A 12,877-nucleotide genomic window follows, 5' to 3' on the forward strand; every position below is an offset into this window, starting at 1 on the left:
TCCTTGCGGAGGCGGTCGATGCCGCCGGCCGACAGTGTTGAACATCTGTACTGTTTCGCATAAAATGACTCTCGTCAAGAATTTAATGCGAAACGGTACAAATATGAAGGACGAGAAGAGGCGCGGCCGCCCGAGGGCCTTCGACGCCAAGGCGGCGCTCGGCAAGGCGCGCGATGTCTTCTGGGACAGGGGGTTTGCCGCCGCCTCGCTCGACAATCTGAGCGCTGCGACCAACCTCAACCGCCCGAGCCTCTACGGCGCCTTCGGCGACAAGGAGGATCTCTATCTCGATACGCTGGAGGGGTATCGGCAGGACGGCATGAATACGCTCGCCGAGGCGCTCGACCCGTCACTGCCGCTGCGCGACAACATCGCCCGCGTTTATGCCGGTGCGCTGGCGATCTATCTGCATGGTGAAACCGCCGCCCGCGGCTGTTTGCTGATCGGCACGGCGTCGGCCGAGGCGGTCCAGCATGAGCGGGTCCGCGAGGTGCTCGGCCGCAGCCTCAACGATTTCGACGACAAGATTGAGAAGCGCATGCGGCTTGGCGTGGAAAGAGGCGAGCTTCCGGAAAGCGCCGATCCGCAGATGCTTGCCAGGCTCGCCTCCGCCGTCATGCATTCGCTCGCCGTCCGCGCCCGCGCCGGCGACAGCCGCGAGGTATTGGAAGCGATTGCCCGGTCAGGCGTCGAGCTGATCTGCGGAAGCGCCAATAATCCTTAGGTCGAGTCCCGGGTCTCCGTATCCCTCGGCCGGACTACCCAGGCATAGGCCGCACCGGCGAGAAGCAGCACGGAGGTGCCGAGGAACACCGCCCGCATGCCGATATGGCCGCCGACAAAACCGCCAAGGATGGGGCCGGCCACCTGGCCGACATATTGCGAGGAAATCGAAAGCCCGAGAATGCTGCCGGCCGCACTATCCGGCACGCGGTGGCGGATGACCGCGGCGATGCAGGGCAGCAGCCCGCCGAGTGCCACACCCATCAGGAAACGCAGGAAGATCAGCTGCCAGGCGCTGGTGACGAAGGTCTGCGGGATCAGCAGCAGCCCGGCGATGGCGAGCGCGCCTGCAATCACCGACCAATGGCCGATCCTGTCGGCGAGCTTGCCGAGCCATGAGGCTGACAGGATGCTGCCGAGGGCGGCGGCCGACATGACAACGCCTGATACCATCGTCACTTGGGATTCGACGGGCACCAGCTGCGCGACATAGACGGTGATGATCGGCTCGATCGACATATTGGCAAACATCAAGAGCATGCCGGTCGCCAGCATGGCGATGACGGGCCGCTTGTCGGCAATGGATTTCCAGCCGCCGCTGGCCTTGGCCGCCTTTTTGCGGGCCGGCGATTTTTCCTCCTTGATCAGGAAGGCCGTGGCGAGGAAGGCGAGGAAGATCATGCCGCCGGCGGCGAGGAACGTGCCGCGGATGCCGATGATCGGCGGCAGTGCGCCGCCGATGAGCGGCCCGACGAGATTGCCGGCCATGATGCCGGAAGACAGAACGCCGAGCGCCCAGGCCGAACGATCCTTCGGCGTCTGCGTCGCCACCAGCACCATCGAGCCGGAGGCATAGCCACCGGCAAGCCCGACGAAGAGGCGCAGCGCCACCAGCTGCCAGACATTGCCGGCCATGCCCATCAGCGAGATCGCCAGCGTCATGCCGAGGCTGGCGCGCACCAGCATCAGCTTGCGGCCGTAGATGTCGCCGAGCCGGCCCCAGAGCGGCGCGACCAGAGCCGCGGCGAAGAAGGTGGCGCCATAGGCGATGCCCGACCATTGCACGATGTCAGCATGGTCGCTGACGCCGAGTTCCTCGACATAAAGCGGCAGGAAGGGAAGCAGCAGCGTCATCGCCACGATCGTGGTGAAGGAGCCGATCAGCGAGATGGTGAGATTGCGCTTCCAGTATATCGAGCCCGGCCTGGCGCTGGCGTCCCACTGCGTATCGGTCATTTTCTCGGCCTCGGCATTGATCTACAGCGCCGCTGTAGCACTTTGAAATCTGCATATTTCCTTAAATCGGTTCCGATTTGAGGAAATATGCGGCGGCGAAGTTCGCACGCCTGATGGAACGATGTGCCCTTTGCCGCGGCGAGGGGATCGGCGCGGGTGAAACTGTCCTGAAGATCGAGCTTTTCGAGGTCGAGCGCATAGGCCGTAGCGGTGCATGCGCTCGCCGTTCCAGGGCGGGCACGCGCTGATATAACCGCGCTATGGCCCATCCTCAAGACAACGCTTTCCAGATCGCTGACCTGTCTTTGGAAATGAGAGCTGCAATCTGGACCCTCTCCGGCAAAAGTGCTAGAACAGGACCGATTGCATGATGCAATCGGTTAATCCAAGGACATTGCCATGAACGACATGCGCACATCCCGAGAACAGACCGTCCGTCATCTCTACGCCGCCTATCTCGACGACCGCAAGGATATCGTCGGCGCCATGTTGACGGAGGATTTCACCTTCTCCAGTCCGCGCGACGACCACATCGACCGGGCGACTTATTTCGAGCGCTGCTGGCCGAAGGAGCCGGTCTTCCGCGGCTTTGACATCGAATTCCTGGCGATCGACGGCGACGAGGCGGTCGTCCGCTACCGTGCCGAAAAACGGGATGGCGGCAGCTTCCGCAACATAGAGAGCTTTCGCTTCCGCGGCGACAAGATCGCCTCCGTGGATGTCTATTTCGGCCGAAATCTGTAGCTCCGGCCGAGGCTGTGATCGCCCTGGCTTTACAGGAGGCGTATCGCCGAAGTGCCGATGATGATCATCGACACCGCCACCATCAGCGGCCGCACCGGCAGCCGTTTGACGAGGATCGCGCCGAAGGGGGCGGCGATGACGCCGCCGATGATCAGGCCGATCGCCGAATCGAGTTCCGACCAGCCGAGCGTCAGGATGAAGGTCAGGGAAATCGTAAGCGTCACCGCGAATTCGGTGAAATTGGTCGAGCCGATCACCCGCTTCAGGTCGTGACCGCGGCTGACGAGCGAACTGGTGACGATCGGCCCCCAGCCGCCGCCGCCGATCGCATCGAGCACGCCGCCGAAAAGCCCGACCGGCGGCACCATCCAGTCGCGAACATCCCGCTTCGGCGGCGGCCGAAAGGCCTTGTAGAGAATCACCAGCCCGATCGCGATCAGATAGGCCGACACGAAGGGCTCGATCGCCTTGCCGTCAATATTGGCAAGCAGATAGGCCCCGATCGCGCCGCCGATCATACCGGCCGGTGCAAGGCGCGCCACCAGGCGCCAGTCGACGTTGCGGTGATAGGCATGCGAGATGCCCGAGGCGGCGGTGGTGAACATTTCCGCCACATGCGTCATGGCGCTGGCATTGGCCGCCGGCACCCCGAAGGCGAGAAGGCTCGTCGTCGATAGCACGCCGAAGGCCATGCCGAGTGCGCCGTCGACGATCTGCGCGCAGAAACCCACGACGATGAAAAAGAAGAAATCCGATGTCATGCAGTCCCCTCAGACGAACGGTAGCATCAGAATAAGCGACGCGGGGAAAAAATTTCCGGTCTCAGCCGGCAAGTCCGCGCTGCTTCAGCCGGATGATCTTGAAGAAGCCGTTCGGAAAGACCGGCAGGATATCGGCAGCGGCAAAGTCACCGCGGCGCTCGGCCCAGGCGACGATGCGGTGAATGCGGAAGGCGGAGGACCAGCCGATGTGACGCACCAGCGGCGCCACTGCCGTCTCGATCGCACCCTGCAGACCGGCGCCGTCGCCAAGCTTGCTGGCAAGGATGATTTCGCCGCCTGGCCTCAGCACTCTCGCGCATTCGTCCAGCGCCCGTTCGGGTTCGGGGATGAGCGTGATGACGAAGGGCAGGCAGACGGCATCGAAAGACCGGTCGGCAAAGGTGAGCGCATGCGCATCCATTACCTCCAGCGCCTGCACATGCTCAAGGGTTTCGCGTTTCGCCTTTTCACGCGCCCGCGCGATCATGTGTTCGGAAATGTCGATGCCGGTCACCCGGCAGTGGCGCGGGTAATGCCCGAGTGTCAGGCCGGTGCCGACGCCGATCTCCAGGATGTCGGTGCCGGCCGCAGCGGCCAGGGCTGCAAGCTTGCGGTGGCCATCGCGCAGGATGCCGCGATAGACCCGGTCATAGACCGGTGCCCAGCGCTGATAGATTTTTTGCTGATCTTCCGCCCTGCTGCGAAGCTCTGACATGCCGGCACCTCCCCAGAAAATTCCAGGAAAAGTGAAAAGCGGTTTTCCAGGAATTGCATAAAACAAAAGATTTCAGCGGTTCTGCGCTTCCATGAAATAGCGCGATCCGCCGTAAAGCCCAGCCTTTCAACTCGTAAGGGTAGGCTCCGGTTCCCCACGAAATGTCACGCAAGGCACAGATTCTCACCTGCGACCACTTTAGGGGCGCCTGGGTGGCAGTCCGCTGCCGCCTATTTTGCCGGCATCAGCCCAAGCTGTTTGGCGTCCAGTTCGCTGCCGATCTCGACGGTCTTCTTTTGCTTGTCGTAGACGCAGATCTGGGCGATCAGCCCCTTGGCGCCCTTCGGCTTGCCGGTCACCAGGGCAAGCCCGTAATGCGAGCTGCCGAAGGGATCGACGGTGGCGCTGGGCTTCTCGATCGTGACCGCTGCCTTCTTGCATTTGGCCTCGACGTCGGCGGCGAGCTGCTTCCAGGCCTCATCGGAGGAGGCATGCGCCGCACCTGCCAGCGAAAGCAGCGCGGCTGTGGCGAGAAGCTGGATTATATTCCTGTTCATATCGGTCTCCGTTGATCTTTATCCCCAGCGAAGCGGTTTTCGGGGCGGGCATCCCCAGGGATTTGTCCAGGCAATTTGCATGCGCGATTCCAGCCTTGCAACTGAGGCAAATTTTCCTCCGGTCGGTCGTTTTTTGATAATTCGCCGGTTGCCTCTCCCCCTTTCCCCTCCTATGTTCCGCCTCACCTGCCGAGACGCAATCTATTGCCAAGAGGAGATCTGACATGGCTTTCGAATTGCCTGAACTTCCCTATGACTACGAAGCGCTTGCTCCCTTCATGTCGAAGGAAACGCTGGAGTTCCATCACGACAAGCACCACAAGGCCTATGTCGACAACGGCAACAAGCTCGCCGCCGAAGCCGGCCTTTCGGACCTCTCGCTCGAAGACGTCGTCAAGAAGTCCTTCGGCACCAATGCCGGCCTCTTCAACAACGCGGCCCAGCACTACAACCACATCCATTTCTGGAAGTGGATGAAGAAGGGCGGCGGCGGCAACAAGCTGCCTGGCAAGCTCGAAGCGGCCTTTACGTCCGATCTCGGCGGCTACGACAAGTTCAAGGCCGATTTCGCCAATGCCGGCGCCACCCAGTTCGGCTCCGGCTGGGCCTGGGTTTCCGTCAAGAACGGCAAGCTCGAAATCTCCAAGACCCCGAACGGCGAAAACCCGCTGGTTCACGGCGCCACCCCGATCCTCGGCGTCGACGTCTGGGAGCATTCCTACTACATCGACTATCGCAACGCCCGCCCGAAATATCTCGAGGCCTTCGTCGATAGCCTGATCAACTGGGACTACGTCCTGGAACGCTACGAAGAAGCCACGAAGTAAGCGGTACCAGACTCGCCGCCATGGCGGCGATGTCGTCCGCCTTTTTGAATTTGACACCCGGCGCGTCCAAAGCGCCGGGTGTTCTGTTTTCACGCGAAGCCGTCACATGCCTGTCATCGGCCGCTCCTAATCACGCCCCATGTCTTCCTCTGCTTCTCCCCTGTTCCGCTTCGGCATTATCGCCGACCCGCAATATGCGGCGATCGCGCCGCACGTCGCGATGGATCGTTATTACGCCAACAGCCTTGCCAAGGTCGCCGAGGCGATCGAGATCTTCAACGGCGAGGAGCTGAGCTTCGTCATGACGCTCGGCGATGTCATCGACCGCAGCTTTTCAAGCTTCGACGATATCCAGCCGGTCTATGAGAAGCTGAGGCACGAGGCGCTCTTCCTGCTCGGTAACCACGATTTCTCGGTCTCTGCAGGACACTTGTCCGAAGTCGCCGCGCGCCTCGGCATGCCGTCGCCCTATTACAGCTTCTTGCGCCACGGCTGGCGCTTTATCGTGCTCGACGGCAACGAGGTCAGCATCTTCGCGCCGCCAGAAGGCCATCATCATCGCGCCCTTGCCGCCGAGATGCTGGCCGAGCTGCAGGCCAAGGGTGCGAGGAATGCCCATCGCTGGAATGCCGCGCTGAGCGACGAGCAGTTCGCCTGGCTTGCCGATGAAATCGCAAAAGCGGCCGAGGTCGGCGAGAAGGTGATTGTCATGAATCACTATCCGGTGCATCCGCCCAGTGAGCACGGCATGTGGGACAGCGAGCGCATCGTCGCGCTGCTCGCCTCGCAGGCCAATGTCGTCGCCTATCTCAACGGTCACGACCACGTCGGCAATTACGGTATGGCCGGCGCCTGCCACTTCGTCAATTTCAAGGGCGTGGTCGATACCGAGACGCAAAACGCCTTCGCGATCGTCGAGGTCCATGCCTCCAGCATCGAAATCCGGGGCTTCGGCCGCGAGGTGAGCCGCACGCTGTCCATCTAGCTGATTGCCGGCTCAGCCGGCATCGCCTTCATTTCACTGATGTCGCGCTTCGGTGGTGTCCCGAACATGCGGGCATATTCGCGGCTGAACTGGGAGGCGCTCTCGTAACCCACCTGATAGGCCGCGTTTGCGGCGTTGAACCCATCGGTCACCATCAGCCGCCGGGCCTCGAGTAGCCGCAACTGCTTCTGATACTGCAGCGGCGTCATCGAGGTCAACATTTTGAAATGCTGGTGGAAGGAGGAAGGGCTCATCTTGGCTGCCGCCGCGAGCTTTTCCACCCGCACGGCGTCCGCATAATTACCGCGCAACAAGTAGATGGCCTCGGCCACGCGGCGCGTATGGCTGTCGGGTAATGCAAGCTTGCAGATCTCATTGCCATTTTTTCCGGAAAGCAACCAGAAACTGATCTCTCGCATGATTGCCGGATGAAGGATTGGGATCGCTTTGGGCGTCGCGAGCGTCCGGATCAGTCTCAGTATGCAGTCCTGCAGCTCGGGGCCGAATTCTTGTACGAAAACACCCGGCCCGCCGTCGCCTGCCGGCTTCGGCGGTGCACCCATCTCCTCCAGCACCTCGCGCAGGATAGTGACGTCGAGTTCCAGGTTGATGGCGATCATCGGCCGTTCGGCACTGGCTTTCGTCACCTGTCCGAAGGCCGGCATCTCGACGCTGATGATCAGCGCCTGCATCGCTTCGTAATCGAAGAGCCGATCTCCGAACATGAGCTGCTTCGCGCCATCGACGATGATGCAGAGCGCCGGTCGGTAGATCGCCGGTTTCGGCATGGAGAGAGTGCTGGAACGCATCAGGAAAAAACCGTCAATAGCGGTGGCAAAAAGCCCGTCACCTCCGCCATGGGCATCCATGTACCCGTTGAGCGCCTTCTTCAGATCTGCAGACATCCTGGTCTCCAATGAACGCGGGGTCGGTCTGCCGCGCCGGTGAGGGTGATCTTAATCCCTCAGCCCGTCTGGGCAAGGTGTTTGGAGGAATAGGCAAGAAATTGCAGGGTTTCGGCATTCAGCATTCGGGGCTTGCGGCGCATAGATAGGCCATCAAAACATCAGGAGTACCTGACATGCCTAACCAGAATTCAACCTCTAAAGTCGCAATCGTTACCGGCGGAAGCCGCGGCCTGGGCCGCAATACGGTCGTCAATCTGGCAAGGAGCGGCGTCGATGTGATCTTGACCTACAACTCGAACCGCGACGAGGCAGACAAGGTCGTCGCTGAGATCGAGGCGCTGGGCCGCAAGGCCGCCGCACTTCAACTCGATGCCGGCAACGTGGCAGCGTTCGATGCCTTTGTCGAAAGTGTACGCGAAATCCTCAAGGGCTGGGGGCGTGAGCATTTCGACTTTCTCGTCAACAATGCCGGCACCAGCTACCACGCCCCGATTTCGGAGACAACCGAGGCGGAAATGGACAAGCTTTACAACCTGCATTTCAAGGGCGTCTTTTTCCTCACGCAGAAGCTCCTGCCGGTGATCGAGGACGGCGGCCGCATCGTCAACCTCTCCAGCGGTCTTGCCCGCATGGCCATGGTTGGCGCATCGGCCTATGGCTCGATGAAGGGTGCAGTCGAGGTGCTGACGCGCTACATGGGCAAGGAGCTTGGCCCCCGCGGCATTGCCGTCAACACCGTCGCCCCGGGCGCCATCGAGACCGATTTCAGCGGCGGCATGGTGAGGGACAATCCGGAGATCAACCGTGCAGTCGCTTCTATGACCGCACTCGGCCGCGCCGGTGTGCCCGACGATATAGGGCCGATGATCGCCTCCCTGTTGAGCGATGCCAACCGTTGGGTCAATGCCCAGCGCATCGAGGTTTCGGGCGGCATGTCGCTCTGAATAATCGCGATTGGGTGAACAGCTAGACGGCGATCGGTTTCTCCGTCCAACCGCTGGTCCAAAGTTCCCGCAACCGGTCGCCGTCGCCCTTGAAGAAATCCTCAGCTGTTGCGCAGCGCTCCACCCGGTCGCTGCGGAAATTGCGGATCGCCTGGCGCAGTTCGCACCAGGCGACGATATTGGCGGTCTGCGAATAATAGATCAGCGCGACCGGCCGGATCGTCCTCTCGCTCGCGCGGCCGAGTTCGTCGCGGTAACCGAGCATCAGCTTGCGTTCGTCACGGATCGCGCGGCGCACGATCGCAAGGTCGAAGCCTGCCGGCTGCGCAATCGAGCCCCAGGCATAAAGCGCCTTGTTGTCCATCGCCTGGCGCAGCGGCGCCGGCACGGCGCCTGATATCTTCCGGTTGACCCGGCGCGCGGCCTGTTTCAGCTCCTCGTCGGCCGTCCGTTCGAGCAGCGCCAGCGACAGCACGATCGCCTCCATCTCCTCGATCGAGAACATCAGCGGCGGCAGGTCGAAACCCGGCCGCATGATGTAGCCGATACCGCGCCCGCCTTCGATCGGCACCCGCATTGCCTGAAGCGCGGCGATGTCGCGATAGATCGAGCGCACGGTCACTTCGAGCGTCTCCGCCATCGCCGCCGCCGTCATCGGCTTTCTTGCCAGCCTGAGGATCTGAATGATCTCGAAAAGCCTGGAGGCCTTGCGCATTTTACCTCTCCATCCGCCACGCTCCTGACAATACACTGTCAGTTGGGTTTGCGTATAGAGCCGCCTATCGGATTGAAATCAATCAGGGTCTTTCAAAACGACCCGCAGAACCCAAGGGCGGTAACTGACATGAACTACCATGAAAACCTCTGGCTCTTCTTCACCCTTCTCTTCGGCATCATCATCGTGCCGGGCATGGACATGCTCTTCGTGCTCGCCAATTCGCTGACCGGCGGCGTCAAACGCGGGCTGGCGGCGACCGGCGGCATCATGGCCGGCGGCGCGGTGCATTCGGCCTATGGCGCGGCCGGCGTCGGCGTGCTCGTCACCATGCTGCCGCAGTTTTTCAACGTGCTGCTCTTTGCCGGCGTCGCCTACATGATCTGGATCGGCATCTCGCTGATCCGCAGTTCGATCACCGTCGAGGCGGTCGGGCCGGGAACCGCGCGCTCCGGCTGGCGCGCCTTCCGCCAGGGCGCCGTCACCTGTCTGGTCAATCCGAAGGCCTATATTTTCATGTTTGCCGTCTATCCGCAGTTCCTCAGGCCGGAATATGGCCCCATCTGGATGCAGGGGCTGATCATGGGCGCCATGACCGTCGTCACCCAGTTTGCCATCTACGGCACGCTGGCGATGACGGCCGGCCGCAGCCGCGACTTGCTCGTCGCCAACCCTGATGTCACGGCCTTTGTCGGCCGCTTCGCCGGACTGCTGCTGGTTGCGGTCTCCGCCTTCAGCCTCTGGCAGGGGTGGAAAAGCGCTTGAGCGCCACTGCATGTCGCCCGGAAGTGTGCAGCGGTTCCGGGATAACGACGTGCATAAAGCAGAGAACTGCCTATCACATTGTTTTTATGATGATCCGGCAAAACGTGACTGCCCAGAAGCATGGATTTTGTCATGCTGCCGGTGCAGATTGGCCATCGGCCAGCTTGGCCGAGGAAAAAGGGAGAGCAATATGAATTGGAAAGCAGCAGCGGCGGCCGTAGCCATGGCCGGCATGGCCTTCGGTTCGGTGACCGCCGCCGACGGCACCCATGATTCGCGGGTTGCGTTGATGAAGCAGATCGGCGGTTCGGCCGGGGCCTTAGCAGCCATCGCCAAAGGCACCAAGCCGTATGACGCCGAAGCGGTGAAGGCGGCGCTGACGACGATCGCCACAACGGCCAAGGTCTTCCCCGACCAGTTCAAGCCGGGCACGGAGACCGGCGACGAGGCAGCGAGCCCGAAGATTTGGGAAAACATGGACGACTTCAAGGCGCGCGCCGCCAAACTCTCTGCTGATGCCGAAACCGCGCTGGCTCAGCTTCCGGCCGATCCCGCAGCCATTGGTGCGACGATGAACACGCTCGGCGCCAATTGCGCCGGCTGTCACAAGGCCTATCGCCTCGGCAAGTGAGCGATAGGCCGTTTTCATCTGGATACGCGATCCGCGCCAGCCTTGCCGCCGGCGCGGATCGCCTTATTCTCCGCCTGCGCGGACCGGTCGCGGGATCGACTGCAGGGAAATGTTGACAACAGGGGAGGCGGCGCATGGTCCGCAGGTTCATCCGGGTACTGCTCTGTCTGATCGGCGTCGCCGTCCTCGGCGGGGGCGCCTTCTATCTCGTCACCGCACCCGATCCGCTGCCGGAGAGCCATTGGGCGGGTCTCGGCGCGCCCGACCTGGCAAACGGCCAGATGGTTTTCTGGGCGGGCGGCTGCGTCAGCTGTCATGCTGCACCCGGTTCCGAAGGCGATGCCAAGCTGACACTTGCAGGCGGCCTGGCGCTGAAGAGCCCCTTCGGGACCTTCCATGTGCCGAACATCTCACCCGATGAAACGGCCGGTATCGGCGGCTGGACACTTGCTGAGTTCGGCAACGCGATGAAGCGGGGCGTCGGCCCGGGCGGGCAGCATCTCTATCCGTCCTTCCCCTATGGCTCCTATTCCCGCATGAGCGACAAGGACGTCAACGATCTTTTCGCCTTCCTGAAAACCCTGCCGAAGAGCGCAAACGTCGCGCCGCCGCATGACCTGCCATTCCCTTACAACATCCGGCTGGCGCTCGGCGGCTGGAAATTCCTCTATCTCAACGACCAGCCGCGCGTCGCCCTGGCAAAGAGCGACGACAAGATCAAGCGCGGGCAATATCTCGTCGAAGGCCCCGGCCATTGCGGCGAATGCCATACGCCGCGTGATGCGCTCGGCGGCTTCAAGGCGGATCAGTGGCTTGCCGGCGCGCCCAATCCGGAAGGCAAGGGCCGCATACCCGATATCACCCCGGCCTCCGAGAGCATCGGCAGCTGGAGCGAAGCCGATATCGTGAGCTACCTCGAAACCGGCTTCACGCCCGATTTCGATTCCGTCGGCGGCCAGATGGTCGATGTGCAGCAGAACATCGCCCGCCTGGAGGCCTCCGATCGCGAGGCGATCGCCGCCTATCTGAAGGCGGTGCCGGGGCGTTAAAGCATGTCGGGCAAAAATGTGCAGTGGTTTTGCGGGATAAAAGGGCGCTGCATTTTCCGAAAGCCGATCTCGATCCTGCTTACAGGGATGTAGGACCAGGCATGAGATCATAGGGATGGCGCCAGCCGGGCATGTTGCTGATACGATCTTTCCAGGCTGCGATTGCCGGATAGGCGCTGTGATCGATTCCGGTTTCCTCCGGCATGAAGACGTAGCCCGCCAGAGAGAGGTCGGCGATCGTCACCCGGTCGCCGACCATGAAGGCCCGGTGCGCCAGATGTTCGTCAACAATTGCATAGGCAGCTTTAGCCCTCAGTCTTAAAAACTCGACGACGGGTGTCTCGCCGCTCTTCTGCAGGCCATACATGAACCTCAGCGTCGCGTAATAGCTCGTGAATTTATGGTTGTCGAAAAGGATCCAGCGCATGACGTCGCGTCGTTCTTCGGCCGTCTGCGCGCCAAACTGGCCTGTCACCTCTGACAAGTAGTCCAGGATAATACCCGATTGGCTGATCTTCATTTGCCCATGTTCGAGCACAGGCGCTTCGCCCTGTTCGTTGATGGTTTTTCGCCATTCTTCAGTTCGCGTTTCGCCGCCCAGATAATCAACGAAAATGCTTTCCCACTTGATGCCGGCGAGAGCAAAGAAGAGTGCGACCTTGTAACAATTCCCCGAGAGAGCGAAGCAATGGAGTTTGAAGTCAGGCATGAAAAGCTCCTTACAAAAATAAAACTCAAAAGGATTGATCACGCGAATCTGGAAGATCGCGATGCGCTTTAAGTAATCGACTGCAGGTAGCGCATGCCGGTCACCGGACGCGGGATGAAATCCAGCTGTTCGTAGAAGCGGTGCGCCAGCACGTTTCCGGTCGCGGCGCTGACGGAGAGGTAGCCGCAGCCGGCATTGCGGGCGGTCTCGCGCGCCCGGTCGACGAGGAGCTGGCCGGTGCCGTGACCGCGATGGCCGTCGCGCACGAAGAGATGGTGCAGGTCCATGCCGCGCTTGCCTTCCTGCGCCCTGTAGAGCGGTACGAGAATGGCGTAGCCGATCAGCCCTTCGCTGGTCTCGGCGACGAGCGCATTGATCCAGGGCAGGGGCCCGAAGAGGTCGCGCTCCAGCTGCTCCGGCGTAGTGGCAGCCGCATCGCCGTGATGGGCGGCAAGCAGGGCGATCATCTCGCCGAGCTCGGGCAGGTCGCGCGGCTTGGCGGCACGGATGGTCACCACCGATGGGCGCATCAGTGAAATTTCGCTGTCTTCGATTTCGGTCATGGTCTTCGCGTCCTTTGATAGTCTGCCGTCAGGACGCTGCCGATA

16 protein-coding genes are annotated in these 12,877 nt (G+C 61.6%); 8 read left to right on the forward strand and 8 right to left on the reverse strand.

Going from position 1 to position 12,877, the window contains the following annotated elements; translation table 11 throughout:
• Positions 1–103: 103 nt before the first annotated feature.
• Positions 104–724: a TetR/AcrR family transcriptional regulator gene (locus RWJ89_RS29285; RefSeq protein WP_077975976.1), complete on the forward strand. Its 621-nt coding sequence runs from the start codon at positions 104–106 to the stop codon at positions 722–724.
• Here RWJ89_RS29285 and RWJ89_RS29290 read toward each other — a convergent pair.
• On the reverse strand, positions 721–1,959 hold the full coding sequence (locus RWJ89_RS29290) for a multidrug efflux MFS transporter (RefSeq protein WP_316031861.1): 1,239 nt from the start codon (positions 1,957–1,959) through the stop codon (positions 721–723). The two genes, RWJ89_RS29285 and RWJ89_RS29290, sit on opposite strands and share 4 nt — an antisense overlap.
• A gap of 399 nt (positions 1,960–2,358) precedes the next feature.
• On the opposite strand from RWJ89_RS29290, the gene RWJ89_RS29295 reads away from it, so the two are divergent.
• Positions 2,359–2,703 carry a nuclear transport factor 2 family protein gene (locus RWJ89_RS29295; RefSeq protein ID WP_077975978.1) on the forward strand — a complete coding sequence of 115 codons (345 nt, stop codon included), beginning with the start codon at positions 2,359–2,361 and terminating at the stop codon, positions 2,701–2,703.
• Positions 2,704–2,732: 29 nt separating this feature from the next.
• On the opposite strand, the gene RWJ89_RS29300 is transcribed toward RWJ89_RS29295, so the two are convergent.
• From RWJ89_RS29300 to RWJ89_RS29310, 3 genes are all read right to left on the reverse strand, one after another.
• Positions 2,733–3,464, reverse strand: a complete 732-nt coding sequence (locus tag RWJ89_RS29300; RefSeq protein WP_077975979.1) for a sulfite exporter TauE/SafE family protein — start codon at positions 3,462–3,464, stop codon at positions 2,733–2,735.
• Positions 3,465–3,525: 61 nt separating this feature from the next.
• Positions 3,526–4,179 carry a class I SAM-dependent methyltransferase gene (locus tag RWJ89_RS29305; protein WP_168285056.1) on the reverse strand — a complete coding sequence of 218 codons (654 nt, stop codon included), beginning with the start codon at positions 4,177–4,179 and terminating at the stop codon, positions 3,526–3,528.
• Positions 4,180–4,409: 230 nt separating this feature from the next.
• Entirely contained in the window at positions 4,410–4,736 is a 327-nt protein-coding gene (locus RWJ89_RS29310; RefSeq protein WP_077975981.1) for a hypothetical protein, read from the reverse strand.
• Positions 4,737–4,960: 224 nt separating this feature from the next.
• Between RWJ89_RS29310 and RWJ89_RS29315 the strand changes: the two genes are divergently transcribed.
• Both RWJ89_RS29315 and RWJ89_RS29320 read left to right on the forward strand, forming a co-directional pair.
• Positions 4,961–5,563, forward strand: coding sequence for a superoxide dismutase (locus RWJ89_RS29315; protein ID WP_008528928.1), 603 nt, complete (start codon positions 4,961–4,963; stop codon positions 5,561–5,563).
• A 139-nt stretch (positions 5,564–5,702) separates the two neighbouring features.
• Positions 5,703–6,548 carry a metallophosphoesterase gene (locus tag RWJ89_RS29320; RefSeq protein ID WP_168285057.1) on the forward strand — a complete coding sequence of 282 codons (846 nt, stop codon included), beginning with the start codon at positions 5,703–5,705 and terminating at the stop codon, positions 6,546–6,548.
• Here RWJ89_RS29320 and RWJ89_RS29325 read toward each other — a convergent pair.
• Complete coding sequence (locus RWJ89_RS29325; RefSeq protein ID WP_168285058.1) at positions 6,545–7,453, reverse strand: AraC family transcriptional regulator; 909 nt, start codon at positions 7,451–7,453, stop codon at positions 6,545–6,547. The genes RWJ89_RS29320 and RWJ89_RS29325 overlap by 4 nt on opposite strands.
• Positions 7,454–7,629: 176 nt before the next feature.
• Between RWJ89_RS29325 and RWJ89_RS29330 the strand changes: the two genes are divergently transcribed.
• The gene (locus tag RWJ89_RS29330) at positions 7,630–8,400 is read left to right on the forward strand and encodes an SDR family NAD(P)-dependent oxidoreductase (RefSeq protein WP_168285059.1); all 771 of its coding nucleotides are present in this window, start codon (positions 7,630–7,632) and stop codon (positions 8,398–8,400) included.
• 22 nt (positions 8,401–8,422) lie between these two features.
• Here the strand turns inward: RWJ89_RS29330 and RWJ89_RS29335 are convergent, their stop codons facing one another.
• Positions 8,423–9,115: a helix-turn-helix transcriptional regulator gene (locus RWJ89_RS29335; RefSeq protein ID WP_221983209.1), complete on the reverse strand. Its 693-nt coding sequence runs from the start codon at positions 9,113–9,115 to the stop codon at positions 8,423–8,425.
• 129 nt (positions 9,116–9,244) lie between these two features.
• Here RWJ89_RS29335 and RWJ89_RS29340 point away from each other — a divergent pair, with 129 nt between their 5' ends.
• From RWJ89_RS29340 to RWJ89_RS29350, 3 genes are all read left to right on the forward strand, one after another.
• On the forward strand, positions 9,245–9,880 hold the full coding sequence (locus tag RWJ89_RS29340) for a LysE family translocator (RefSeq protein WP_017959594.1): 636 nt from the start codon (positions 9,245–9,247) through the stop codon (positions 9,878–9,880).
• A 190-nt stretch (positions 9,881–10,070) separates the two neighbouring features.
• Positions 10,071–10,511 (forward strand): c-type cytochrome, encoded by a 441-nt coding sequence (locus RWJ89_RS29345; protein WP_017959595.1) that lies wholly within the window; start codon positions 10,071–10,073, stop codon positions 10,509–10,511.
• Between the two features lie 134 nt (positions 10,512–10,645).
• A complete protein-coding gene (locus RWJ89_RS29350; protein ID WP_131665886.1) occupies positions 10,646–11,560 on the forward strand; it encodes a cytochrome c in 915 nt (304 codons plus the stop codon).
• Between the two features lie 79 nt (positions 11,561–11,639).
• Here the strand turns inward: RWJ89_RS29350 and RWJ89_RS29355 are convergent, their stop codons facing one another.
• Positions 11,640–12,269 carry a glutathione S-transferase family protein gene (locus RWJ89_RS29355; RefSeq protein ID WP_077975986.1) on the reverse strand — a complete coding sequence of 210 codons (630 nt, stop codon included), beginning with the start codon at positions 12,267–12,269 and terminating at the stop codon, positions 11,640–11,642.
• Positions 12,270–12,337: 68 nt separating this feature from the next.
• The gene (locus RWJ89_RS29360; RefSeq protein WP_131665887.1) at positions 12,338–12,832 is read right to left on the reverse strand and encodes a GNAT family N-acetyltransferase; all 495 of its coding nucleotides are present in this window, start codon (positions 12,830–12,832) and stop codon (positions 12,338–12,340) included.
• Between the last annotated feature and the right edge of the window lie 45 nt (positions 12,833–12,877).

This window comes from Rhizobium sp. 10PS4, assembly GCF_032464805.1.
GTDB lineage: Bacteria > Pseudomonadota > Alphaproteobacteria > Rhizobiales > Rhizobiaceae > Rhizobium > Rhizobium laguerreae.

Coding starts and splice junctions, on each gene's coding strand:
- RWJ89_RS29285 (WP_077975976.1), top strand. CDS start 104: ATGAAGGACGAGAAGAGGCGCGGCCGCCCGAGGGCCTTCGACGCCAAG.
- RWJ89_RS29290 (WP_316031861.1), bottom strand. CDS start 1,959: ATGACCGATACGCAGTGGGACGCCAGCGCCAGGCCGGGCTCGATATAC.
- RWJ89_RS29295 (WP_077975978.1), top strand. CDS start 2,359: ATGAACGACATGCGCACATCCCGAGAACAGACCGTCCGTCATCTCTAC.
- RWJ89_RS29300 (WP_077975979.1), bottom strand. CDS start 3,464: ATGACATCGGATTTCTTCTTTTTCATCGTCGTGGGTTTCTGCGCGCAG.
- RWJ89_RS29305 (WP_168285056.1), bottom strand. CDS start 4,179: ATGTCAGAGCTTCGCAGCAGGGCGGAAGATCAGCAAAAAATCTATCAG.
- RWJ89_RS29310 (WP_077975981.1), bottom strand. CDS start 4,736: ATGAACAGGAATATAATCCAGCTTCTCGCCACAGCCGCGCTGCTTTCG.
- RWJ89_RS29315 (WP_008528928.1), top strand. CDS start 4,961: ATGGCTTTCGAATTGCCTGAACTTCCCTATGACTACGAAGCGCTTGCT.
- RWJ89_RS29320 (WP_168285057.1), top strand. CDS start 5,703: ATGTCTTCCTCTGCTTCTCCCCTGTTCCGCTTCGGCATTATCGCCGAC.
- RWJ89_RS29325 (WP_168285058.1), bottom strand. CDS start 7,453: ATGTCTGCAGATCTGAAGAAGGCGCTCAACGGGTACATGGATGCCCAT.
- RWJ89_RS29330 (WP_168285059.1), top strand. CDS start 7,630: ATGCCTAACCAGAATTCAACCTCTAAAGTCGCAATCGTTACCGGCGGA.
- RWJ89_RS29335 (WP_221983209.1), bottom strand. CDS start 9,115: ATGCGCAAGGCCTCCAGGCTTTTCGAGATCATTCAGATCCTCAGGCTG.
- RWJ89_RS29340 (WP_017959594.1), top strand. CDS start 9,245: ATGAACTACCATGAAAACCTCTGGCTCTTCTTCACCCTTCTCTTCGGC.
- RWJ89_RS29345 (WP_017959595.1), top strand. CDS start 10,071: ATGAATTGGAAAGCAGCAGCGGCGGCCGTAGCCATGGCCGGCATGGCC.
- RWJ89_RS29350 (WP_131665886.1), top strand. CDS start 10,646: ATGGTCCGCAGGTTCATCCGGGTACTGCTCTGTCTGATCGGCGTCGCC.
- RWJ89_RS29355 (WP_077975986.1), bottom strand. CDS start 12,269: ATGCCTGACTTCAAACTCCATTGCTTCGCTCTCTCGGGGAATTGTTAC.
- RWJ89_RS29360 (WP_131665887.1), bottom strand. CDS start 12,832: ATGACCGAAATCGAAGACAGCGAAATTTCACTGATGCGCCCATCGGTG.